The organism is Pseudomonas sp. LBUM1658 (genome assembly GCF_059716055.1).
Map to the genome: position 1 here is coordinate 4,279,885 of NZ_CP166798.1, position 19,882 is coordinate 4,299,766.

32 protein-coding genes are annotated in these 19,882 nt (G+C 56.5%); 6 read left to right on the plus strand and 26 right to left on the minus strand.

Annotation, left to right across the window (positions count from 1 at the left end; genetic code table 11):
* Positions 1–5 precede the first annotated feature (5 nt).
* The 11 genes from ACA064_RS19660 to ACA064_RS19710 form a co-directional block, all read right to left on the minus strand.
* Positions 6–1,091 carry a minor capsid protein gene (locus ACA064_RS19660; protein ID WP_497669606.1) on the minus strand — a complete coding sequence of 362 codons (1,086 nt, stop codon included), beginning with the start codon at positions 1,089–1,091 and terminating at the stop codon, positions 6–8.
* Positions 1,066–2,484 carry a DUF4055 domain-containing protein gene (locus tag ACA064_RS19665; RefSeq protein ID WP_497669607.1) on the minus strand — a complete coding sequence of 473 codons (1,419 nt, stop codon included), beginning with the start codon at positions 2,482–2,484 and terminating at the stop codon, positions 1,066–1,068. The genes ACA064_RS19660 and ACA064_RS19665 overlap by 26 nt, the downstream gene beginning before the upstream one ends.
* On the minus strand, positions 2,481–3,779 hold the full coding sequence (locus ACA064_RS19670; RefSeq protein WP_497669608.1) for a terminase large subunit domain-containing protein: 1,299 nt from the start codon (positions 3,777–3,779) through the stop codon (positions 2,481–2,483). Before ACA064_RS19670 ends, ACA064_RS19665 begins: the two co-directional genes overlap by 4 nt.
* Positions 3,766–4,227, minus strand: a complete 462-nt coding sequence (locus tag ACA064_RS19675) for a DUF2280 domain-containing protein (RefSeq protein WP_497669609.1) — start codon at positions 4,225–4,227, stop codon at positions 3,766–3,768. The genes ACA064_RS19670 and ACA064_RS19675 overlap by 14 nt, the downstream gene beginning before the upstream one ends.
* Before the next feature lie 31 nt (positions 4,228–4,258).
* Positions 4,259–4,882: a putative metallopeptidase gene (locus ACA064_RS19680; protein WP_497669610.1), complete on the minus strand. Its 624-nt coding sequence runs from the start codon at positions 4,880–4,882 to the stop codon at positions 4,259–4,261.
* 343 nt (positions 4,883–5,225) lie between these two features.
* Complete coding sequence (locus tag ACA064_RS19685; RefSeq protein WP_497669611.1) at positions 5,226–5,459, minus strand: hypothetical protein; 234 nt, start codon at positions 5,457–5,459, stop codon at positions 5,226–5,228.
* Positions 5,460–5,527: 68 nt separating this feature from the next.
* A complete protein-coding gene (locus tag ACA064_RS19690) occupies positions 5,528–5,716 on the minus strand; it encodes a hypothetical protein (RefSeq protein ID WP_497669612.1) in 189 nt (62 codons plus the stop codon).
* Positions 5,716–5,946, minus strand: a complete 231-nt coding sequence (locus ACA064_RS19695; RefSeq protein ID WP_004573849.1) for an Acb2/Tad1 domain-containing protein — start codon at positions 5,944–5,946, stop codon at positions 5,716–5,718. Before ACA064_RS19695 ends, ACA064_RS19690 begins: the two co-directional genes overlap by 1 nt.
* A 59-nt stretch (positions 5,947–6,005) precedes the next feature.
* Positions 6,006–6,506 (minus strand): DUF2514 family protein, encoded by a 501-nt coding sequence (locus ACA064_RS19700; protein WP_497669613.1) that lies wholly within the window; start codon positions 6,504–6,506, stop codon positions 6,006–6,008.
* Positions 6,503–6,820, minus strand: coding sequence for a hypothetical protein (locus ACA064_RS19705; RefSeq protein ID WP_497669614.1), 318 nt, complete (start codon positions 6,818–6,820; stop codon positions 6,503–6,505). Before ACA064_RS19705 ends, ACA064_RS19700 begins: the two co-directional genes overlap by 4 nt.
* Positions 6,820–7,191, minus strand: coding sequence for a chemotaxis protein (locus tag ACA064_RS19710; protein ID WP_497669615.1), 372 nt, complete (start codon positions 7,189–7,191; stop codon positions 6,820–6,822). Before ACA064_RS19710 ends, ACA064_RS19705 begins: the two co-directional genes overlap by 1 nt.
* A 168-nt stretch (positions 7,192–7,359) precedes the next feature.
* Here ACA064_RS19710 and ACA064_RS19715 point away from each other — a divergent pair, with 168 nt between their 5' ends.
* Both ACA064_RS19715 and ACA064_RS19720 read left to right on the plus strand, forming a co-directional pair.
* Positions 7,360–7,542: a type II toxin-antitoxin system HicA family toxin gene (locus tag ACA064_RS19715; protein ID WP_085637950.1), complete on the plus strand. Its 183-nt coding sequence runs from the start codon at positions 7,360–7,362 to the stop codon at positions 7,540–7,542.
* Between the two features lie 49 nt (positions 7,543–7,591).
* Positions 7,592–8,017, plus strand: a complete 426-nt coding sequence (locus ACA064_RS19720; protein ID WP_497669616.1) for a type II toxin-antitoxin system HicB family antitoxin — start codon at positions 7,592–7,594, stop codon at positions 8,015–8,017.
* Positions 8,018–8,279: 262 nt separating this feature from the next.
* On the opposite strand, the gene ACA064_RS19725 is transcribed toward ACA064_RS19720, so the two are convergent.
* From ACA064_RS19725 to ACA064_RS19785, 13 genes are all read right to left on the minus strand, one after another.
* Positions 8,280–8,459, minus strand: a complete 180-nt coding sequence (locus ACA064_RS19725) for a hypothetical protein (protein ID WP_497669617.1) — start codon at positions 8,457–8,459, stop codon at positions 8,280–8,282.
* Between the two features lie 139 nt (positions 8,460–8,598).
* Positions 8,599–8,940: a hypothetical protein gene (locus ACA064_RS19730; protein ID WP_497669618.1), complete on the minus strand. Its 342-nt coding sequence runs from the start codon at positions 8,938–8,940 to the stop codon at positions 8,599–8,601.
* A 26-nt stretch (positions 8,941–8,966) separates the two neighbouring features.
* Complete coding sequence (locus ACA064_RS19735; RefSeq protein WP_497669619.1) at positions 8,967–9,167, minus strand: hypothetical protein; 201 nt, start codon at positions 9,165–9,167, stop codon at positions 8,967–8,969.
* 204 nt (positions 9,168–9,371) lie between these two features.
* On the minus strand, positions 9,372–9,917 hold the full coding sequence (locus ACA064_RS19740; protein WP_497669620.1) for a hypothetical protein: 546 nt from the start codon (positions 9,915–9,917) through the stop codon (positions 9,372–9,374).
* On the minus strand, positions 9,914–10,489 hold the full coding sequence (locus ACA064_RS19745) for a recombination protein NinG (protein ID WP_497669621.1): 576 nt from the start codon (positions 10,487–10,489) through the stop codon (positions 9,914–9,916). The genes ACA064_RS19740 and ACA064_RS19745 overlap by 4 nt, the downstream gene beginning before the upstream one ends.
* Positions 10,486–10,956, minus strand: coding sequence for a hypothetical protein (locus tag ACA064_RS19750; protein ID WP_497669622.1), 471 nt, complete (start codon positions 10,954–10,956; stop codon positions 10,486–10,488). The genes ACA064_RS19745 and ACA064_RS19750 overlap by 4 nt, the downstream gene beginning before the upstream one ends.
* Complete coding sequence (locus ACA064_RS19755) at positions 10,953–11,738, minus strand: hypothetical protein (RefSeq protein ID WP_497669623.1); 786 nt, start codon at positions 11,736–11,738, stop codon at positions 10,953–10,955. Before ACA064_RS19755 ends, ACA064_RS19750 begins: the two co-directional genes overlap by 4 nt.
* A complete protein-coding gene (locus tag ACA064_RS19760) occupies positions 11,725–12,696 on the minus strand; it encodes a phage replication protein (protein ID WP_497669624.1) in 972 nt (323 codons plus the stop codon). The genes ACA064_RS19755 and ACA064_RS19760 overlap by 14 nt, the downstream gene beginning before the upstream one ends.
* A gap of 1 nt (position 12,697) precedes the next feature.
* Positions 12,698–13,420, minus strand: coding sequence for a Rha family transcriptional regulator (locus tag ACA064_RS19765; RefSeq protein ID WP_497669625.1), 723 nt, complete (start codon positions 13,418–13,420; stop codon positions 12,698–12,700).
* Positions 13,421–13,565: 145 nt separating this feature from the next.
* Complete coding sequence (locus ACA064_RS19770; protein ID WP_497669626.1) at positions 13,566–14,036, minus strand: YmfL family putative regulatory protein; 471 nt, start codon at positions 14,034–14,036, stop codon at positions 13,566–13,568.
* 169 nt (positions 14,037–14,205) lie between these two features.
* Positions 14,206–14,397 (minus strand): hypothetical protein, encoded by a 192-nt coding sequence (locus tag ACA064_RS19775; protein ID WP_497669627.1) that lies wholly within the window; start codon positions 14,395–14,397, stop codon positions 14,206–14,208.
* 21 nt (positions 14,398–14,418) lie between these two features.
* A complete protein-coding gene (locus tag ACA064_RS19780; protein WP_020799051.1) occupies positions 14,419–14,622 on the minus strand; it encodes a hypothetical protein in 204 nt (67 codons plus the stop codon).
* Between the two features lie 35 nt (positions 14,623–14,657).
* Positions 14,658–14,864, minus strand: a complete 207-nt coding sequence (locus tag ACA064_RS19785) for a Cro/CI family transcriptional regulator (protein ID WP_497669628.1) — start codon at positions 14,862–14,864, stop codon at positions 14,658–14,660.
* Between the two features lie 108 nt (positions 14,865–14,972).
* On the opposite strand from ACA064_RS19785, the gene ACA064_RS19790 reads away from it, so the two are divergent.
* The 3 genes from ACA064_RS19790 to ACA064_RS19800 all read left to right on the plus strand — a co-directional run bounded on the left by ACA064_RS19790 (position 14,973) and on the right by ACA064_RS19800 (position 17,473).
* On the plus strand, positions 14,973–15,839 hold the full coding sequence (locus ACA064_RS19790) for a S24 family peptidase (RefSeq protein WP_497669629.1): 867 nt from the start codon (positions 14,973–14,975) through the stop codon (positions 15,837–15,839).
* A 112-nt stretch (positions 15,840–15,951) separates the two neighbouring features.
* On the plus strand, positions 15,952–16,155 hold the full coding sequence (locus tag ACA064_RS19795; RefSeq protein WP_497669630.1) for a hypothetical protein: 204 nt from the start codon (positions 15,952–15,954) through the stop codon (positions 16,153–16,155).
* A 157-nt stretch (positions 16,156–16,312) separates the two neighbouring features.
* Entirely contained in the window at positions 16,313–17,473 is a 1,161-nt protein-coding gene (locus ACA064_RS19800; RefSeq protein WP_497669631.1) for a hypothetical protein, read from the plus strand.
* Positions 17,474–17,528: 55 nt separating this feature from the next.
* Here the strand turns inward: ACA064_RS19800 and ACA064_RS19805 are convergent, their stop codons facing one another.
* Positions 17,529–17,858: a DUF1654 domain-containing protein gene (locus ACA064_RS19805; protein ID WP_497674290.1), complete on the minus strand. Its 330-nt coding sequence runs from the start codon at positions 17,856–17,858 to the stop codon at positions 17,529–17,531.
* Between the two features lie 447 nt (positions 17,859–18,305).
* On the opposite strand from ACA064_RS19805, the gene ACA064_RS19810 reads away from it, so the two are divergent.
* Positions 18,306–18,608 (plus strand): hypothetical protein, encoded by a 303-nt coding sequence (locus ACA064_RS19810; protein ID WP_497669632.1) that lies wholly within the window; start codon positions 18,306–18,308, stop codon positions 18,606–18,608.
* Between the two features lie 614 nt (positions 18,609–19,222).
* Here ACA064_RS19810 and ACA064_RS19815 read toward each other — a convergent pair.
* Positions 19,223–19,759, minus strand: a complete 537-nt coding sequence (locus ACA064_RS19815) for a hypothetical protein (RefSeq protein ID WP_497669633.1) — start codon at positions 19,757–19,759, stop codon at positions 19,223–19,225.
* Positions 19,760–19,882 lie beyond the last annotated feature (123 nt).

The window sequence follows — 19,882 nt, forward strand, 5'->3', positions numbered from 1 at the left end:
TTTCGTCAGATTCCCGCTCGCTCGAAGGCCAGAGGCTCCAGAGTCCGCATGGATGCAAGGTTGATGGGCGAGAAGTTGCGATCAAGCTGCAGCTCCGTGAATCGCTGAACACTCAGGCCGCCCTCGCGAAACAACTTTGCCCGGACAGGACCGATGGCCACGTCCTGGAACGATGCAGGCTGTTGCTGTAGCCAGTGGTAATAGTCGAGGCTAGCACTGACCTGTGCGCCACCATCTGCGCCAACCGAAGCACGCGTAGCACCCTTGGCGAACATCTCGCTCAGCTTAGTGAGCAGGATGAAAGTCGTCCGGCAGTTCGGATGGAATGGTGGGCGCGGTCCTGAATCGACTGGGAACCGACGCTTATCCATCGACCTGCAGGTTTGGCTGGTCTTGCTGTCCAGGGTGGCGACCATTTCAATCTGGGTCACCACATCGATGTTGGCCTTGGCCACCTCCATCCGCGCCTGGGATGACACATGCTGAATGGCGGTATGCACCACCGTACTGGCGTTGCGGTTGGTCGTAGCCAGGATGCCGTCGCTGTAGCCGGCAGCCTTTGTGCCACGGATGTTGCGAATGATCTGGAAGTTCGTCTGACCTTCGAAGAAGCCCTGCCGAATGGTTCCGGTGACGCGATCCCGCTCTGCCGTTGTCCATCCCTTGATGAAGGACTTGAGCAGCTTTCCGCCACCAGTGCCGCGCACGCTGAGCGGATTCGTCAGCACCGCGGTCCTGATGGCCGCCGCCGTCGGCATGACGGCATCGAACGACACGCCGACCGGTACGGATCTGGTCAAGCTGGTTGCTTCAAACTCTGCTTCGTAGTTCGCGATGTCGACCAGGTCGAGATTCAGCTGAATGCTGTAGCGGTCGAAGATCCCCAGCAGCAAGCTGTCGACTTCCTTCAGCAGCGCTTCCAGTCGCTTGACGTTGTACTCGGTCAAATCAGACTGGGTGAGTCGGTCACGGATCGAGCGATCGATCTCCTTGAGGAACGGAGCGAACTTGCCGACCTCGCCCGCTTTCAGCTTTTCGAGGAAGACTGCGTGCCGGATCGTGGCATCAAGGATTGCCTGATTGGCCGCCATTTGTTGGTACCTCGTCGTCCAGACCCAGGTTGTCGGTCTGCTCCTGCAGTTCGCCGTCGATCTGGGCGTCAGTCCGCTCTGGAGCAATCAGCCCAAGCTTGCGCAGGTAGACGCGCAGGTCCGCTTTCGCGAAGCCGCCGTTCTGCCAGAGACCGACCAGGGCGGTGATCATCTGCGGATCAGCCGTCAGCTCGACGAAATCCTGATTGATCACGTACGACACTTTGTCGTTGGCAATCCCCAGGTAATCGCAGCACCACATGATCGCCCGGGTGTAGGCCTCGCTTACGTTGGCAACGCATCCAGCAAGGACCGAAGTCGATGCCGATTGATCGCCCCGCGACTCGGTAGCCGTCTTGGCAGCCAGGGACGCAACAACCATGCGAGCCCCCAACTCGATCATCATCTGGTTCTTGTCGTCCATCGCCTCTTTGACGAGCGTGTTCGGCAAAGGCTGGGCGTACCCAAATGATCCACCTGCTGGCAGCATCATCGGCGCCCGCGATCCGACATAAATGCCGTTCCCTTCCAAGTGGTCGCGCCACTGCTCATCAAGCCCTGAAATCCAAGGCTGTGCCTGGCCGCACCAGAACACGCTATCTTCGTAGTCAGCACTATTGCGGTAGTGACCGAGGTTGATCATGGCGATGTCGTACAGCGGCGACTCATCAATGCTGGGGTCGTTGTTCTGTGCGCCGATGAACGTGAACGGGATCTCCTTTATCCGGCCTTTGACGCCGTCCGGCTTGAACTCGGAGAAAACCTCAAGGGGGCCGCCGCCTCTCGGGCCGCTTCTGCGCCAAACGCGACAGATGAAGCCGTCGTCATCCAGCGCAAGCTCTCGATACTGCTCAATCGTCTTGAAGCCGAAGCCGTCTTCGATTTCAGGGCACTCGCGCAGTACGACCATGATCAGGACGTTGTGACCGCCGACCATGCCAGTGCGCCAGTTGATGATGTCCTCTGCGCAGTAGGTGAGGATTACCGCATGGCCGCCTGCCGCTGCGTCCTGGTGGTAGTCGACATAAAGGCCATGCCGTCCAGCCTCGAGCACCTTTTCCAGTGAGCCCTGAGACTGCTGGTAGATGCTCACGCCCGAGCCGTTGGCATTGTCCTGAAGGTATTCGAGCTGCTTTGGCACTTGCAGGGTCGGGTCTTTATGGAATGCCAGGCCGAGCAAGCCGTTGCGCGTGTGACCGGTTGCGTTCTTGAACACAGCGCGTTCGCGGTATGACTTGTTGCGGCCCTTGTTCTCTTCCGACTTGTCGTGAGCATTCAGCTCGGGCAATCGGCATACAACTTGATGCTGGCCGGCACACACGTCGCGCACTGACGCCCAGCGATCCAGTACTTCGATGTACTCGGGCCGCTTGAAAGAAACGTCGTTGCTCATCGGGCGTATCCCATTTTGATGGTGGTGACCGGCTTAACGATCGGGTACTCACGGTGGATGAAGTAACCGCCGCCGTCGTTGGCGTGGTCATTGCCTTGGCTCTTGTCCGGCTCGCCGTTGGGCGCCCAGATCTGCTGTTCAAGGCCGTCGGCATACGTCGGGCATGTGAATGGGTTGACCAGGTAGCGTCGCTCGCCCTGCGCGTTGCAGAACATGGCGTTCATGGCATTGATCCGGTCTTTCACTGGCGGGTTGGCTGCAGGCGCGATGACTGCGAAGCCTGCCTGCTTAAGCATGGCAATATCGGTGACGCTGGCGTTGACCGACTTTCGTGAGTCGCCTGATGCGTCCGGGTAGATCCTGATCTCGCGATCCTTGATGTAATCGTTCCCGTCGAAGCGCCAGTAGCGCTCCTTGATGCGTCGAATCATGTCCGGCGTGTCGTAGCCATCTATCAACTCGTCGACCGCCCTGGGCAATCCCTCGCGCTTGACGTGAGTGACCGCAGCCATCTTGCCGACGTTGAAATCCATGCCGATGAACAGGGGTTCACCCGACTGAACGGTGTCGAAGCAGCTGTTCAGCTTGCGGTCATATGTGTGGTAGATCGATCCAGATGTCAGGTTGACGAACTGGCCGTTGAGATACGCGAGGATCAGTTGCGGCGGGTACGACTCCATCAGTGATTCGATGTAGTCATCAGGCAGGTTGAGCTCGTTGTCGAACGTACTGGCCTGGACTAGGCCGTACATCTCATTCAGCTTCGGCTTATCGCGCAGTTGCTTCACGAACTGCAGGAAGACGAACTTGAAGCCCTCCGGCGTAGTGGTCACGTCGACGCCGTTCTTCAGCCCAGGCAGGTTGTAACGCATCCGGGCAATGATCTTGCGCCAGGCCTGCTGCGCCTTGATTGACGTCAGCACGTCCAACTCATCCACCAGGGCATGGCCGATCTTGAAGCCGACAATCGTCTGCGGCTTCTCCATCGACCGGCAAATCACAGTGCCGCGATACTGGCGGCCGCTGTAGATGTGAACCTCATGGTTCGCCTGGTTGATCTTGGTCTTCAGCCCCCAGTCATGGGCCACCTCTTCCACTGTCGGATAGAAGATGTCCCGGATCTGTGGGTAAGTCGGGGCGAAGTAGCCAGCGTTCACGCCGGGCCACTCCATGAAGTGTTTGCACAGCGCCGAGCATCCCACCCAGGTCTTGCCTGAACCGAACCCTGCAACGAATGCGCGGAATTTGTGAGGCAGCGTGAGGAAGTGAGCCTGCGGAACATTAAGGCTCGGCATTCGGCTTCCTCGCATCTACTACATCGACCTGAATGCGAGTCGGGATTGCTGGCTCGTCGTCAGGCTCGTCCTTCCGATTGCGGTTGACGTAGATGTCACCTACTTCCTTGGCCGCCTGCTCCAACAACTGAGCAGTCAGCGCCATGTTTCGCATGTTCTCGGCTTTCTCAGCCATGCGCCCGAGCGTCCGGAGTCGATAAGCCCTGTTAGCGATCGGGATTTCTGCTGTCTCTTCGCGGAAACGCTTGCGGGTGTCGTGAAACAGAGTCACCCACTTCTTCGCCAGATTGACTCCTGAACGCTTGGTCGGGTCGTGCGATTCGCAAAGCTGACGGGATATCTCGATGCCAAATTCTTGTTTGACGGCTTCTACCACCTGCGACGGTGTGTTAAAGCACGCCAACGCCTGAACGATGAAGCCTTTCACCTCACTATTCAGCGCTGCCATATGTGGGATTCCGTCTAATGCCTGTCAAAAATCAGGCCGACTTGAGCAGACAGGTTCCGCAGGCCCTCGATATGTTCAATTTCCCTACCTCGGCAGGTTTGTTTGCAGCATCCACCAACGCCTGAACGTCAGGGCTCGCACCGTAGCGACGGACCACTCCGACAAACTCTTCGACGTCGTGGCCGCGCATCTCGATCTTGGGTGCGCCTTCCTTGGTGAAGGCTGGCTGACCGTATTTGTCTTTGGCGTGAGCCAGGTGATACAGCTCATGCTCAACCAAGGCACAGAAGTCGGTGTCGCTGCACTGAGAGCAGTAGTCAGCAGCCAGAGTGATGATGAAAGCCGGCACATCGCCGAACCAATCACGCATCTGTTGTTCCATCCGGGCCTTCTGCCAACCGCCAGTGCGGAAAGCTACTTGTTCGGCCTGGCCAAGAACTGTCCGCCCCTGCTTCTCGAAGTGTGAGGACGCCCACATGACGCGGATGTCTGCATCCAACAGATGGGCATGGTCTTCGTTGTGAATGCTGCCGGTGTCGACAAGGATCTCGGCTTGGAGCCATTCCCACACTTCAGGGGCTGGAGTCAGGCGGATGCCGAAGTCGGATAGCTCGGACAGCTCAAGCAGTGACAATGGAGGGTACGGCCTATCCATGGGTCACCTTGCGCTTGAAATGATGGCGCCTTGCTAGCACTGGCAGGAGTTAACTCAATGCTGGAGACAGAGCTATGCCGGAAAATTATGCAGTTCCGCGCAAGCCAAGGATGAACGCAGAGGTTCAAGGTAGGCGCCCCGGCGAACCTTTAGACCCGCTCTCTGTTGGCAGTTTGCTTTCGGATAGCGGATACGCGAACGGGAGATTACTTCGGAGAACCGTACGACGATGAAGATACCGCATACAAAGAGTGCAAGCGTCTGAACGACATGCATGCTCAGTGATTAATCTGGCCTGCCATGCGCCCCCTAATCCAAGTGCTCGCATGAAAAGCCGACCCTCTTAGCGTTGACCATCATGCACAGTGACCCTCATCCCCGTAGCCACAATCTCGTACTCAGTTTCGGAAATCTTATTCACGGCACCACCAAATTGCATTTCGAAATGCTTCAGGCCTTCATGTCGAACCATGCCGTTTGGCGAGCGCTCAACGGTCTCGTCCTGATAGATGTTAATCACGTAGTCCATGTTATCCGTGCCAACCCCAACTATTTTTCCAACATATTTATCTGCCATGTCCGAACTCCTTGCGTGAAATCTCAAAGTAGCTGGTACTGACAGATCAATCCAGAGTATTGAACAGTTCAGCTCACCATGATGTTGGTCTGCACTTGGGCATGCCCGTGCAAGAGAGATACGACCAGACCTTGAGGAAGACCAGCATCCTTGGCAGCGCCTACTGCCTTGGCGATGGCGCTATCCAGATCGGTGACGGCCTTGTTGATGTCTGGGCTCATGGGTAGAGCGTGGCGCAGGCGAGTGACGTTTCTCATCAGCTGAATGGATCAGCGGGCTTGGCGATCGAGCGCACGAACCACATGAAGCCCTGCTGCAGGTTGGTCTTGGCCAGTGCCAGCAGGCGTGGGTCAACACCCTCTATCTGGCCGATCTGCTTGAACAGCTCGCCGGCGTCGGCTTCCAGAGCCTTGATGGAGTTCATGCCGTCAATTTCCGATTGAGTCAGGTCGCGGTAACCGGTGATTTTCTTGTGCTGATTGTCCATGGTGATTACCTCGTCGCAGGTCGCGACACAATTTGCCGATTCGCGAAACGTGTCGCGCACTACTTGATGTTCTGGGCGGCCGTATATGCCGCCTCACACGCAAAACCAGCTATTCGGCTTCGGTCAAGCGCTGCTGCCAGGCTTCCCGCTCTTTCGTCAGCGCTTCTACGCAGGTCGGCGAGCAGAGCGGCAAGGTCGTTTCTTGTCTTGCCTCCGCTGGCAACCTCGGCAGTACAGGACTTTCGGGAGGCAAGCAGGTTGGTAATTTGCTGCTGCAGGCTGCGAGCGCGGCCATCAGAAATAGCAACGGCAGCCGTAACATGTTCAGCCTTGGCTTTCGCATCGTCGGAGACTCGGTTGATGTCATCAGTGATTTGGCGTTGAAGACGCAGCGTGTTGCCGAGCGACGTCACCTTGGCGTTAGCCGTGTCGCGCTCAGTCGTTACAAGCTCGCGATCAGCCTTAACGCTATCCAGGCGCCATGAGAGATAGCCGATGGATGCCAGCCCCGCCAGGACAACCCACATCCAGACCGGAACCATCCGAAGAATGACCATCATGGACTCTGCCTCTCTACTGCCTCGCTGACTTTGTCGGCAGCCTGCGTTGCGGTAGTCGCGGCCTTCGATGCCTTATCGGCGGCGGAGCCAGTCTTGCGGGTTAGTTCGTCCAGTCGCATGTCCCGCTCGGTCATGGCGGTGTCATATGCGCGGCGGATATCCTCGACCTGTTTGTTCTGTTTGTCGGCGAGTGACCAGTAACCGGCCTGGTAGCCGAGCACTGCGCCACCACCGACCAATACAATCGCAATGGCCCAGACCTCAGTCCGGCGCCACCAGCGTCGTGCAATGAATTCCAATGCGCATCTGTCCATCAGGCGATTCCTCCCAACTTGGTGCGCAGGCGGGTGATCTCGTCGCTTTGCAGGGTCACACGTTCAGTGAGCTGGGCGACCTGACTGGTCAGCGCTTCGATCTTTCCTTCCATGCGACCGACAGCGGCAGCCAGATCGTTGCGCTCTTTCGCGAACTGATCAGCGCGGGCCTCGGCTTCTTTACGGGCGGCTCGCTCTTGGTTCAGCAATTCGTTCAGCCGGCGGAGCGTACCGATATCGGCGTTATCCATCGCCCGGTCAGTTGCATCCTTCGACAAGAATTTTCGCAACCAGAGCAGGCCGCCGAGGATGACGGTGGCGCTACCGCCCAGCCAGGTAGCTGTGCCTGGTCCGAGGTCAGTAGGATCCATCGTCACTCCATGTATAAAAATGGCCCGCGTTGGCTTGGGCGTAGCCCAAAACGAAGAACCCCCAGCAAATGCTGAGGCCCTGAATAGCGCTAAAACAAATACCACAAAAACGTTGTACTACCACAAAATATTGGTATGCTGGACTCATCCAAACAACGAGGCGAGGTGATGAAATACAGCGAGTTCAGACGATGGTTGAAGGCCCGAGGGGTGATCTTCGAAGCAGGCAAAGGCGGTAGCCACTTCAAGATCTACTACAACGGCAAGCAAACGGTCTTTGCAGATCACGGCTCAAAGGAAATGAAAGAGCCAACCCGCAAAGGAATCATCAAACAGTTGGGGCTTGAATGAGCCCCAGCTCACTCGCTTAGATCATCTCGCCAGAAGAGAGGGCTGCACCATGTACGACTATCCCGTGATCATTCACGAAGATGAAAACCCAGGGGTTGCAGTGACTGCGCCGGATCTCCCAGAGTTCAACAGTGCCGGGGACGATGTCGCCGATGCACTGCGTGAGTCTGTGGACGGCATCGAGACCGCCCTCTCCATCTATGTCGATCAGCGCCGATCAATCCCACCAGCGTCTCAGCCTGAGCCAGGTCAGCATGTTGTTCGGCTACCAGCAGTGACAGTGGCGAAGATCGTTCTGTGGAACGAGATGATGGCGCGGGATATGCGCAAGGCCGACCTGTGCCGCCTTCTTGGCCTTGCTCAGACCCAAGGCGATCGCCTGGTCGACTTCCTGCACACCTCAAAGATGGAAGCGATTGAGAAAGCCCTGGCTGCTCTCGGCAAACGCCTTACGGTGTCTGTCGAGGCGGCCTGAATATGTGAGGGTCTTTCCCCTCCTGTCCTCCAAAGACTTTCACTGCGTCGACGCCCTATTACATCGATCTCGCGGATCCAGTCTCGCGCCACCCCGATAGCATTGTGAGGTCGGGGTGCGCGGGCTGCCGGTGTTGATTCCGTACGTCGCACTGTCCGGCTATCGATGTCCAGACCTTCAGTGAGGCCGCCCTGGCTGCGGGTGAATTCAAGACATAAAAAAGCCCGCGCTAAGCGGGCTAATAGAAAACTAAAAAAACTGATCAAGCTCCCGACTCTGGATCACTTGCCGGCACGCCGGGAGATCTTTCATTCTCGTCGCCGTCATCGTTCAGTTGCGGGTCGGTATCCGGGTCATCCGCTTTATCGTTTCTGTCAGGGATATCAGTAACCACTTCGTCTTCGGGATCTCCGCCACTCTGTTGAATCGTCTTCTCGTTCATGATGTCTCCCTTTGCCGCGCGATATGGGCATACAACTGGGAGATAGCTGCCGGAAAAGGGTTCAATGGGATTATGCAGTTGCCGACGAGTGCGAATCATAAGCAATAAAAAACCCGACTCAATGGCCGGGCTTTTCTACTTATCGCCTGTCGTCAGATGGTGGTGTATCTTCATCCGCCTCTGGCAGGTCCTTGTTAGCTGGGTCCTCCCAATCTCCTAGACGCTCCTTCTTTAAAACATCCGGGCGCGCCAGAGGATCGAATTTTCCAGGGTCTTCAGGATCCAGCGTCGGCTCATCTGTACCTGGCTCAGGCTTGGAAGGGACAGTACCTTGCATCTTCTTGTCTTGGAAGCTCGAATCGGTAGACATGCGCACCTCACAACAGAGGTCCAGATTTTCCGGGCCGTACAGATTTGAGGTTTGCGCATAGGCAGCGTGCATTCGAGTTGACGAGCGGCGCAAATGAAAAACCCGGCGCATTGGCCGGGCTCATTAACTAGAAGTAATCATTGGGGGTCGGGATGGTCACCTGACGCCGAATTGTTGGTATCCACATCTGCCATTTCTTCATCGACAGGCGCTTCGTCGTCCGCAGGCAGCGGAACCTCAGGTTCATTCCCCTTAGGATCATGGCCTGTTTCGTTATCAGTGCCGCCCGTTACGACCTGCTGAGATATGTTTCCAGGGGCATTCTCGTCAATGTCCATGCTGGCTCTCCGTTCTGATGCGCGGGATGTCCGTGCTTGTACATGAGAGATGGCAAAGTATTGCAAGTGCCGAGCTTTGGACGAACGGCGGAAACAAAAAAGCCCAGCGGGTGGCCGGGCTTATTGTCATCAATCCCTTATGCGCAAGATCGACAGGATGGGGGAATATTCTCTCACTTTCTCACTCATTGCAATGGCTATTTGCTATGCCGCGCAACTTTCTATCAGGCCCTCTGCATCCATGATCTCTTGAGCGGCTGCGAGCGCCTCGTTTACCTGGTCATCCAGCCCTTTACGGATACCTGAGCGCCACCGGTAGCGGGTCGATTCTGGCTTGCCGTCGTTGTCCCAATTTGTAATGTCGTACCACGCAGCAGGCAGTACCGCGGCAGATCGCTTGCCCTGTGCCCCCGCTACCTGTGGGATCGCCCAGGTCAGCACCGCGCATTCCCGGAACCGCTCAGTTGCTGGCGAGCGAACCGCCCTGATCAATTCAAGGATCGCGGCATGCTTACGCTCATCATGCGTAGAGAACTTCGCTACCAGTGCCCGCCAGTGCGCCGGGGTCAGCCCCTTGTGCAGACGGCCGAACACCCAGCAGTCAGTCAGGAATGCAGCCTCCTTGCCGACGATCTCGCCCTTCTGCTTGGCGCATTGCACCTTCGGCTCGAAATCACACCCGCCAGCAGAGTTGATGGTCTCGGCCGCCAGCGCCCGAACTACTGCAGATACCACGTTGCGATAGGTCATGCCGCTCTCCCCTTCAATTCTCTGATCAATACCCGGTAGCTGGCCTTCATGGCCTTCAAGTCTTCGATGGTGTAACGCTTGGCTTCGTGTGGCCCTTCCAGCCACTCGACGCGCTCCTGGCCGATACGCTTCACCAGGCTGATGCGGTAATTCACGATGTCGCCGGACTTGTGGTTGTTACAGGGGGCACACTGCTTTGCCACATTGAGCGGCTCGAACCGAAGCTCGGGGTTCGCTCCTACAGTGCGGTAGTGGCCTGCGTGCCACTGACCCTCATGGAAGCGACCGCAGCTCACGCAAGGCAGTGCAGCGTCTCGCAGGCGGATCCACTCGTTGAACACCACCTGCGTTTCCCGCACATGGTCAGTCCGACTCTTCAGCTTCTCCTTGCGGACCTTGATCTCTTTGCGCTCGATCTGGGCTAGCGACTTGCGCGCCTTCTCCTGATTCACGTCCCTGATGGCAAGTCCGCACTTGGGGCTGCATACGGCCTGGCCCAAGCGCTGGGGCGGGAAGCTGATGCCGCACGCGGGGTTCTTGCACTTCTTTGGTTTGGGTTGCTTGGCGATCATGCTGCCGCCTTCCCGAGCAGATCCACGAACACCACGCCGCGCTCAGTGAAGTCGGCCACTATCCGGTCGGTGTAGGCGATACCCTGGCCCCGGGAGAACAACCGGGTCACTGGGAAGCCGTCCGGGCCGAACAGTGGGCACCCTCCCATCAGATCGAGCTTCTCCCCGTAGGACAGGTGGCGCATGGTCCGGTACCAACCGTTGCGGAATTCGTCGTCCTCGTTCAGCAGGATCTGAACCCCGAAGTGCAACTTGCAGTAGCGGCGGGCATCGTCGACGTCACCGATCTGCGTCATCTGGGCGATGCGCTGGTACAGGGCGAACCACAGAGCGTTCTGATCCAAGGTGCGGTCCTTGCCCGGGCGCAGGGAGACCACGACGAACTTCTTCTCGCGGAACATGGCGTTGAGACAGGTGATTGCCTCGGAAAGCTTGGCCTGGCTGTTGACGCTGATCTTGTCGGTCATTGGGCTCCCCTCTTCAGTTCCAGATCCTCGGCCTGCTTGATGAGCAGCGCCCGGCGGTCAGCCAATTCATTGGCCGCTTCGATACGCATTGCTGTCTTCCTTTCGGCGGACGCCAATCGCATTTCAAACATTGAGTCCTTCACGGCTTTGAGCTTGTCGCGAACCTTGGGTGTTGGTCGGGTCACTTCACCGGTGATCAAACCAGCCAGGGCGCGCCCGTCTTCACTGATCGGCACGACCCGCAGATCAGCCAAGTACTTCTGCCCGTGCTCCTGAGGAATACGCTGCATCTGCACGGCCTTGGTGATGGCTTCGACACGGCGATTTACATCGAAGCCCACCGAGACATGCCAGTTCACCGGCTTGACGTCTTCGCGAGCTTGATTGACCAGTCGCTCGTAAGTGCTGATGAACGCCATGCGCGCACCGACCTTGTCACCAGCATCGAGGACGGGCTTTGCCGCAGCCAGGGCGAGCTGAATTTCATAGGTCAGAACCACGGTTTCGAACTCGTCGTTTGTGGTCATGGCGATCGCCCATGCTTCGTCCTTGCCCGGACGTCCGTCTTCGGCCTGGATGCGTTGCAGCACGGCGGCCAGGGTCAACTTCCCGGTCAGTTCCCGGCGGCACGACTGAAGCGCCTTACGGATGTCGGTCGGGGCAAACACGGCCAAGTCCTCAGCCATCAACTCGGCAGCTGTGGCGCTGATGGTCTGGCCCAGGGTTTCGGCGGTCGCGCAAATCGCGCCGGCCAGTTGTGCACGATCTTCAGAGGAAAGCATTGCGTGTCCCTCCCTCTCGGATGTTCCGAGCGGCTTCCTGCGCGGCGTTGATGTTGGCCTGGGTGTCTTCCTGCTGGCGTGCGGTACGGCCGTTGATTTGAGTCTGGGTCACCCACTGGGTGTGGTAGCTCTCAGCGTTTGCCAGCAGTTCGCTGACGCTGTGGCACTTACGGATGAGTTGTGCATCGCTGATCCCGACGTAGTACGCGGCAACGCTGTGAGCAATGTCGATGCCGAGGCGGCCGATCAGCAAACCGACCTGTCCTCCCACCTTGGCATTCCAGACTGGCCAGGCCTTGTATCGCTTGCGGTAGGACATGGCGTAGTTCGCCCAGGTCTTGAAGGTTTTGCAGGACTGGTCTTTGGGGCCAGGCATGTCGGCGGGGATTTCAACCCGTGGCGCCTCGGTGCGGTCAACCACCAGCACCAACCCGCCGGACCGGTTCGGCTTGTCCGAGCCGTCCTGCAAATCCTGATTACTGGTTACCTGATTGGTACCCTGATTATTGGTACCCTGATTTGTCGGAGATTTTTCCGACCTTGGCTCGGATTTATTTCCGACCTTGCTCGGAGATTTTTCCGAGGTAGATCGGATTTTTTTCCGACCTTGAGTTGTTGCTGAGGTCGGATATTTTTCCGACCCATCTAGTTTGCGATTCCACTCTTTCGCCTTCTCGGTGAGGCGAATCAAAGTGATGCTTGAAGTGCTGGAAAGCTCGATCAGTCCAGCCTCCGCCAGAGCCTTCAGCAGGCGGTATGCGGTGTCCGGCTTATCAGTGAGCAGCGGCAGTTCTTCAACGATCTTGCTCTTGCTCAAGGCGAAGTAGATCCCGGTATCCGTCTTGATTGGATTAGCCCAACTCGGGCTCTCGTAGACGAAGGCGAACAGCAGGGCCTGCTGAGAGTTCAGCCCCCACTCAAGCGCCTTCACCTGATTGATCGTGACGGTGTATTGCATGTCAGACCTTCCCGACCAGTGCGGCCAGTTCGAGGAAACGATCGACGTACCAGTGAGGCTGCGTCTCGCGGGGGGATTGAGGGGTGGTGAGGTTCTTGCCGTAGGCCATGCCTTTGTCGGTCACGCACCAGAAGTCGACCATCACCTGCTTGGAGTTCTTGCGCTGGAGCTGCTTGAGGAAGCCCTTGGCGGCCAGTGCGCGATTGAAGGCAGCTGCTGTACTGGCAATACCGTGATCTTTGATCAGGGCAGTAATGGCCTTGGTCGGCATGGAGCTGCCGCCAGTGGCATCTGGTGCGGCGTCGATGGCATAGCCAGGAAGGAACTGTGCATCGAGGCCGTTGTTCGCGGCGATCTTGGCCAGCATAAGCATCTGGCTGGACGGCGCCGGCTTCAGCAGGCGCGTGAAGCACTCAAGGATTGCCAGCTCGCCGACGACTTTGGTGCCGTTGGCGACCACCGCCTGACGGGCGCCATCCTGCTGTTCGAGTTCACGCCAGCGGCGGATGACCTTGAGGCGCATCGCGGCGCTGTATCCAGTCAGCAAGCAGTCGGTGTGGTCGCGATCGAGCAAGTACTGGACCTGCTCCCGGTTCCGACCATCCAGATAAATGTCCTCAAAACTGAGTGCATCTACTTTCAGGTCTTTCAGCATCCCCACGATGTCGCGCTTCACGTTGTCGTGGCGCTTTCCGGTGACGTTTGCGATTTCGCGTGAGGACATCGTGGTACGCGACACGTTTTGCGATTGTAGAAAACGTGTCGCGACATTGGATGGGGTATTGATTTGTGGTTGGGTCTGCATATACTGGCTCCACTTCGTTGTACAAAGAGCCGGGTCACTACCCCGGCTTTTTATTGCCTGGGATTTAGGATTTCGCCTTGTGTAACTCGATCACTGCCGCCACAGCCTCAAGGCTGGCCGACAGGTATTTGGTGTGTAGTGCGCGAATCTTCTTGGCTTCCGCGGCGTCGATCTCGCCGTCCTCCAATGCCATCGCGACCATGTGGTCAAGCTCGCCACGCTGCGAAGACGCGGCCAGTGCGCGCTGGTACAGATCGACGTTGTCGAGTTGACCGGCCTCTGGGAGCCGAACGAACACTCCGCCGTACATTGAGCAGATGTAGTCGGGAAGAAATGAAGTCTTGGATTCGGTTTCGAGTACGCAAACTTCATCGTCAGTAAGCGGCTTGACGCCTGCCGACTCATAGATCCGGTTCTTGAAGCGCTTGAAGTTCTCTTCTCCAAGAAATGCAGCGGCGCAAGGAAGCCCGCCCGAGACGGCATTGGCGGCTGCAATCACTGCTGCTCTGCGGGTTTCTAGCACTGGCGACTTCATCGTCTAGTTTTTCCTTTGCTCAACAACATTCATGATTCGTTCATCAACTGATCAGGGATGAATCCATGACCTTCTTTTCTTCCAGTCCCGAACAAGGGACCAGCGCCAATCTTGAAAGCTGTTACCGGCCTACCCTTCCCGCTATGCGGTCCCTAATAAGGGCCGTTAATCACCGTTTGGGTGGGAAGGCAACCACGTTGCTATTGGGCGGGACGCTGTCGCAGATCGCTTTCTTGAGCCCTGGCATGGCCAGTCGTAAAAGCTCGGAAGCCAAGGCATCCGGGGTGATTCCGATCTCCGACGCCCATCGCGCCAGTTCTTCTGTTGCGCCCTTCCTGAGTTCCACTACTGCACTGGGCATGAATCCCCCTCTATGGCCTTCTCAGGCTCGTCTTTTCTCCAACTCAAACGGCAGCTCTCCGAGCGTTCGCTTGACCTCAAGCGCGGCCTCGATGATTTCTCGGCTAAGCACGCTGTGTTGCAGCTTCATGTCGCGGGCAACGTCCTTCAGCTCCTGAAAGACTTCGTCATCGAGGCGCACCTTCACCTGGTGCTCGTGCCGGTGCGCTTTATCGTCGTAGGCCATAGGTTCACTTCCGCTTTCGGTGTGACAGGGCTGGGTTAGGCGGCTGTTTTTTTGGGGGTCGTCTGCGCCGGGAAGGACTTGAGCTCATGCGCTTCAAAAGTCCCATCCTGATTGCGGGTGACAGAAATATTTCGCTCGGCCGCGATGGCCTTGCTGATTGCGGCAGGGCTGACCCCAAGAGCCTTGGCCGCAAAGGCCTGCCCTTTCGTAGCAACCAGCTCTGTAAGTGGGATCTGCTTCATTCTGGAAATCTCGAATGGTGTTTTCGAGATCAATATTAACCGCCGGTTAGCTTTCTAGCAATACCGCCGGTTGCCGCAAATAAATTAACCAACGGTTAAATTTCACGGATGAGTAAAAAGAAAGAACTTTCCCCAGAGTTAAAAGCTGAGTGCGACGCCGCAAAGGCGCTTTTCGTATCGAAAAAGAACGCCCTCGGCCTCACTCAAGCAAGCCTTGCAGAAGCAGCTGATATCTCTGCTGCCGCTGTCGCGATGTACCTGAACGGCACCAATCCGTTGAATGTGAAGTTTGCGGCCGTGTTGTCGCGCCTACTTGACGTACCTATTGAGAAATTCAGCAAGAGACTGGCGACTGAAATCAGCGGACTTACAAGCGCTGCAGAGCAAATGAGCGCTTCATCAGAGAGCGCGTCTGCTGCAGACATGGTTCGCCAAATGCTTGCGAAACAGGGAAAGGGGCTTTCAGCTGAAGCGCGAAGCCGCCTTCTCGCTGCCGCCGAGGAGCCAAGCAATGTCATCACTGCTGATTTCTCGCGCCCCGGCCAGGTCGGTGATGAGGTGTGGATCGCTCACTACGACATTCGAGCCGCGATGGGTGGCGGGCAGATCGCAGCTGACTACCCAGAGATGTTTCAGGACGTCCGGGTAAGCCCAAAGCATCTGCGAGAGCTGGGCCTGGACTTTGAAGAGCACTTCCACTTGAAGATGGTCACCGGCTGGGGCCAGTCAATGGAACCGACGATCAAGCACCGCGACCCGCTGATCGTCGACGTGAACATTCGCGAGTTCGTCGGTGACGGGATCTATCTGTTTTCTTGGGATGATCACATCTATATCAAGCGTCTGCAGGTTGCCGATGAAGATCACTTCGAGATGATCTCAGACAACACCCGGCACAAAGACCGCATGATTCGTCGAGATATGACGTTCATCCAGGCGCGGGTGCTTCTGGTTTGGAATGCTCATCTGGTCTGAGATCTCGCTATAGGTCGGATAATCTGGCGCGGCGGGGATTTGTAGCGGCCTTGCTCTGGTGGCCAATGTACTCGCGCTAAGACAAAGCAATGCCCTGCAGAAGGGTTACCGAATGCCGAAGAAACAACCGGAAAGTAAAGTTGCGGCAACCGCCGCAGACATCGAAAGATCTATCCAAGCCCTGAACAAAATGGCTGAACGCCTTTGGGGAGATGGTCGAGAGACCGAGGCGAAAGCCCTCCTTGATGCCTTGGATTCTCTAAACCGGGCGCTGGACCGGATCAGGATTGGAGAGAGTCGCAGGATTCTCCATTGAGAGGACAAATCAGCTGGCGGCTGGCGGGTTATACGGATGAGGTGAAGGTGGGGAGGGTTGTGGGACAATCGACAAGTTGAGCTAGCAGTCGGTTTAAATCTGGCGCTAACAGCCTCAACCCCTATACTCCCTCCTTACACCCCTACAGTCTAAGCCAATGAAAATCACAATAGCCGCAGTATTTTTGATCATCTGCGGCCTTACCGGCTTCGCAGCAGCAGGCACTAGTTATCGCTCTGCCGAAGGTACTGCTGCTGGTTTCGACTTCGTAGCTGTCAGCGATAGCGATCATGTCAAAGTTACCTCGACGGGAGGGCCTTGCGCTGCTTTCGGAATGCCCCGAGTGGAAGCTATGGATAGCTTTGACGCCGTGCAGAAAGGCACTTGGAATACGAACTATTATTTAACCGGTACGTTGCAGGATGAGTCTGGCGATACCCAGGTGCCAATCTACCCGTCCATTAATTTCAAAGCCAATGCGGCAAGCAGTAAAAAGCAGGCACTCCAAACGCCAAAAGGTGACCCTGAAAAAGCTTATTTAGACAAAGAGGCTAAGGTCGCTGAGTGCCTTGCCAATCATCGAGGTCAGTATGTAGCAGCCTTTGGCCAATGGATGAATGCCAATATGCAACTTTGTACGGACTGTTTTGAAGGTGCTCGCCGTCAAAAGGTTTACGCCCCCTCTACTGCTCCTGCTCCAGTCCTGAGCAATGTGGCTCAATACACGCCGCGACCTGACAAGTGGGACGAAGATGAGGAATATAATAATGGTGGCGGGGATGATGACATCACTATGGGCCAAGCTATGCAAATTATTGGCGGAGCTCTCGTAAACTCGAGTAACAAGAAGGTGAGCAATTCCAATAGCCATGCGACCGTAGATGTTTCTAGGCGGAGTGATGTTGTGACCACTCAAAAAGCAATGCCCAGCCAATATAACGTAGCCAGTGCTAACACAAATAGTGGCCAGTACAACCAAGCACAAACTACCACCAGTGACCCGTATGTCTATGACAGCACTTACAATCAGTGTGTCCAATATGGCCCTCATGACACGTTGCGAGCATATAAGCAATTTCGAAATACATGCGCCTTCAGCGTGAGCGTCTTACGTTGCAGTGTCGACAAAAATGGGCGCGACAATTGCGCAGCGAGAATATTCGGTAGTTTTGAGCTTTCTGCTGGTGAGACCAATATCGCCGAAGGCGGCGACAGGGCAATGAAGTGGATTGTTTGCAAGCTGCCATTCAGGGCTATTGGAGCAAAGACAACCAACACAAACGGCAACCTCTCTGCCCCCTGCCAACGAAACCGCTGATGCTCAATCACCTCGTCATCCATAGCCCGCCATCGAGCGGGCTTTTTGATGCCTACTAGAAAGGAGCCACCTCCTCCACCTCTTCCATGCTGTCGACCTCGATCACACGGTCTTCGTCAGCCTGGGGCTCCCATCTCAGCGTCACCGACTCATCGTCGTTGAATGTCATGTCTATGCCGTCCGTCTCGGACAGCAAACCCATCACCTCATCCCACTCCCTATCCCCATTGGTATCCAGGCGGTGGATCGTCACCCAGCGCTGAACCTGCGCGACCGGGTGGTTGATCATTGACGACACTCGCAGGCCGAGCCGCTCTATCCCGCTGACCTCCTGTCGCTCTAGTGGTTTCCCCTGTTTCTTCGCCTTTGCCACTCTCGCCCCCATCACTGTATATCCATCCAGTTTAGCCAAAGCATACGTCATCTCCACGAAAAATAAATTAACCGCCGGTATTGACGAAATATAAACCGGCGGTTAACTTAGCTCCATCGCAACCCAGTCCCCACATCGGGACCGGCAGCGAAGGGTCGAGAGATCCGCCGCTCTTTAACAGCTCAGGATCCTCGCCATCGACTACCCCGGGTTTCACCCGGTAAGGGCGAGCAACAAATAGTCGATGCCACGCCAGCTCTGGAACTGGCCGTGCTCACCAGATGTGAGTACGCGAAACCACGCAAGCCAGCCGTACCAGCACCGAACACGAAATGTGTGACGACGGCTAGAGATATGAATCGGGCGATGCGCGTGGTGGAGAGACGGAATTTTCACTGATGCAGCTTGGCGACAGGCTGCATTGGGAAAACAACCGGCCAACAACATCAGGAGCAAAGCATGAACAAAGAACAGGTTTACGACAGCTTGATCAGCCCGCTAATGCTGCAGATCATCGGCATCTGCAAGGATCAAGGCATCGCAATGATGGCCAACTTTGACATTGCGCACGACGGCGAAGGCCCGAATGGTGAGGACTGCTCCGGCCTTGTATGCAGCACCCTGCTGCCTGATGGCGACGGCGAGCCCAACCAGGTGTTTATGCAAGCGAATGCCCACATTCGGCGCGGCGGCCGATCTGCCCCGATGATGATCACCACTGAACATGGCGACGGTTCCAAGACCATGACGGCGGTTATCTGATCTCGCTGAATGGCACAGCAACAACTGAACAACCAGCGCCACGACAGCCTGTCGTTAACTGCCCGAAGCCCTGCTCTTCCCCAGCAGTAGGACGCATCGGAGAGTGATCGAAGCGTGCCCAAGCGGGCTGCAGCGCTAGGATCGCAAAGCCCCGTAAATTTCCTGAGCCGGATCTGCCGGCCAATACCAGAAACGCGGCGGGAAACAAGCAGGAGTAGCGCCCTGGTGTTTCGATCACTCTCCCATGCGGACGAATTCTGCACCGCGCAATGCGGCCCCCAGCACTCATTCATCAACCCCGCACGGAGGATTTGCAGTCATGCACCAATAAGCGATCCACCCGCGTGGCGCAGCAAGCCTGAAGGCTGCGCCCAATACCTGACAGGCAGCGGACAGCAGGGCCGACGATGTGACCGCGCATCAACCGGAATACCGGTAGGCCCAACCAAAACGACGACGTACCGCAGGCGAGTCCGAGGGCATAGCTGGCCAGTCTCGACGCATCCCGGGCAGCTCCGGGCGCCTGCATCCTTACCTATCAAACCGAAAAGAGCGCATTGGCAGGTGCCGCGCCAGTCTCGCGACTGGGTAATCAACCAGGCGTCGAGCCCGACTTAAAAACCGGGATTTGAGAACTGGATATAAATACCGAAATTTGCGAGAACTACCCAGAAAATCACAAAAAGCCACGGGGTTCTCATAGAGAACTGAAGGGATTTTCGATACCCCTTGTGACTGGACTCTGCTTCGCAGAACAGGGGCGAATCATCATAGTTGAACCCCATTACAGGCTCGCTGCGCAAAAGATGGCTTTGCTTGAAATGCCAGTGATCAATTATTGCGTAAGCAGCTCGAATCCCTGGTCGCGCATTGAGCGAACTCACAATCCCGAGTAAGGCCATCAACAAAGGTACAACCAAGGTAAAGATTTTGCCCCATTCCGGGTTGACGTTGGCCATTGAGGATGCGAACGCAATCACCAAAAACGATTGCGCCGTCAAATTCGCATTTGTTCGATTCGATAGCAGAGTGGTTTCGTACTGAATTTCTCGACGATAGAAATCGAGGCGGTCTTTCGGAGACCCGAATAGTAATGCATCAGTTGGGAGAGACTCATGCGTACTGACCTTCTCGGTAATGATCTTAGACACAGTCGCTCACCAAATATGGATGAATTAATTTAGAAGCCCGTGAGCGTCAGTGGTTCATTACATCTAACACCCTTCCCCGCCTCTACCCGCATGCACTCCCCTCCGCGCCCAGCGGCAACCAGC

Excerpts from the sequence above, each read along its gene's own strand:
- ACA064_RS19660 (WP_497669606.1), bottom strand. The coding sequence starts at position 1,091 with ATGGCGGCCAATCAGGCAATCCTTGATGCCACGATCCGGCACGCAGTC.
- ACA064_RS19665 (WP_497669607.1), bottom strand. The coding sequence starts at position 2,484 with ATGAGCAACGACGTTTCTTTCAAGCGGCCCGAGTACATCGAAGTACTG.
- ACA064_RS19670 (WP_497669608.1), bottom strand. The coding sequence starts at position 3,779 with ATGCCGAGCCTTAATGTTCCGCAGGCTCACTTCCTCACGCTGCCTCAC.
- ACA064_RS19675 (WP_497669609.1), bottom strand. The coding sequence starts at position 4,227 with ATGGCAGCGCTGAATAGTGAGGTGAAAGGCTTCATCGTTCAGGCGTTG.
- ACA064_RS19680 (WP_497669610.1), bottom strand. The coding sequence starts at position 4,882 with ATGGATAGGCCGTACCCTCCATTGTCACTGCTTGAGCTGTCCGAGCTA.
- ACA064_RS19685 (WP_497669611.1), bottom strand. The coding sequence starts at position 5,459 with ATGGCAGATAAATATGTTGGAAAAATAGTTGGGGTTGGCACGGATAAC.
- ACA064_RS19690 (WP_497669612.1), bottom strand. The coding sequence starts at position 5,716 with ATGAGAAACGTCACTCGCCTGCGCCACGCTCTACCCATGAGCCCAGAC.
- ACA064_RS19695 (WP_004573849.1), bottom strand. The coding sequence starts at position 5,946 with ATGGACAATCAGCACAAGAAAATCACCGGTTACCGCGACCTGACTCAA.
- ACA064_RS19700 (WP_497669613.1), bottom strand. The coding sequence starts at position 6,506 with ATGATGGTCATTCTTCGGATGGTTCCGGTCTGGATGTGGGTTGTCCTG.
- ACA064_RS19705 (WP_497669614.1), bottom strand. The coding sequence starts at position 6,820 with ATGGACAGATGCGCATTGGAATTCATTGCACGACGCTGGTGGCGCCGG.
- ACA064_RS19710 (WP_497669615.1), bottom strand. The coding sequence starts at position 7,191 with ATGGATCCTACTGACCTCGGACCAGGCACAGCTACCTGGCTGGGCGGT.
- ACA064_RS19715 (WP_085637950.1), top strand. The coding sequence starts at position 7,360 with ATGAAATACAGCGAGTTCAGACGATGGTTGAAGGCCCGAGGGGTGATC.
- ACA064_RS19720 (WP_497669616.1), top strand. The coding sequence starts at position 7,592 with ATGTACGACTATCCCGTGATCATTCACGAAGATGAAAACCCAGGGGTT.
- ACA064_RS19725 (WP_497669617.1), bottom strand. The coding sequence starts at position 8,459 with ATGAACGAGAAGACGATTCAACAGAGTGGCGGAGATCCCGAAGACGAA.
- ACA064_RS19730 (WP_497669618.1), bottom strand. The coding sequence starts at position 8,940 with ATGCGCCGGGTTTTTCATTTGCGCCGCTCGTCAACTCGAATGCACGCT.
- ACA064_RS19735 (WP_497669619.1), bottom strand. The coding sequence starts at position 9,167 with ATGGACATTGACGAGAATGCCCCTGGAAACATATCTCAGCAGGTCGTA.
- ACA064_RS19740 (WP_497669620.1), bottom strand. The coding sequence starts at position 9,917 with ATGACCTATCGCAACGTGGTATCTGCAGTAGTTCGGGCGCTGGCGGCC.
- ACA064_RS19745 (WP_497669621.1), bottom strand. The coding sequence starts at position 10,489 with ATGATCGCCAAGCAACCCAAACCAAAGAAGTGCAAGAACCCCGCGTGC.
- ACA064_RS19750 (WP_497669622.1), bottom strand. The coding sequence starts at position 10,956 with ATGACCGACAAGATCAGCGTCAACAGCCAGGCCAAGCTTTCCGAGGCA.
- ACA064_RS19755 (WP_497669623.1), bottom strand. The coding sequence starts at position 11,738 with ATGCTTTCCTCTGAAGATCGTGCACAACTGGCCGGCGCGATTTGCGCG.
- ACA064_RS19760 (WP_497669624.1), bottom strand. The coding sequence starts at position 12,696 with ATGCAATACACCGTCACGATCAATCAGGTGAAGGCGCTTGAGTGGGGG.
- ACA064_RS19765 (WP_497669625.1), bottom strand. The coding sequence starts at position 13,420 with ATGTCCTCACGCGAAATCGCAAACGTCACCGGAAAGCGCCACGACAAC.
- ACA064_RS19770 (WP_497669626.1), bottom strand. The coding sequence starts at position 14,036 with ATGAAGTCGCCAGTGCTAGAAACCCGCAGAGCAGCAGTGATTGCAGCC.
- ACA064_RS19775 (WP_497669627.1), bottom strand. The coding sequence starts at position 14,397 with ATGCCCAGTGCAGTAGTGGAACTCAGGAAGGGCGCAACAGAAGAACTG.
- ACA064_RS19780 (WP_020799051.1), bottom strand. The coding sequence starts at position 14,622 with ATGGCCTACGACGATAAAGCGCACCGGCACGAGCACCAGGTGAAGGTG.
- ACA064_RS19785 (WP_497669628.1), bottom strand. The coding sequence starts at position 14,864 with ATGAAGCAGATCCCACTTACAGAGCTGGTTGCTACGAAAGGGCAGGCC.
- ACA064_RS19790 (WP_497669629.1), top strand. The coding sequence starts at position 14,973 with ATGAGTAAAAAGAAAGAACTTTCCCCAGAGTTAAAAGCTGAGTGCGAC.
- ACA064_RS19795 (WP_497669630.1), top strand. The coding sequence starts at position 15,952 with ATGCCGAAGAAACAACCGGAAAGTAAAGTTGCGGCAACCGCCGCAGAC.
- ACA064_RS19800 (WP_497669631.1), top strand. The coding sequence starts at position 16,313 with ATGAAAATCACAATAGCCGCAGTATTTTTGATCATCTGCGGCCTTACC.
- ACA064_RS19805 (WP_497674290.1), bottom strand. The coding sequence starts at position 17,858 with ATGGGGGCGAGAGTGGCAAAGGCGAAGAAACAGGGGAAACCACTAGAG.
- ACA064_RS19810 (WP_497669632.1), top strand. The coding sequence starts at position 18,306 with ATGAACAAAGAACAGGTTTACGACAGCTTGATCAGCCCGCTAATGCTG.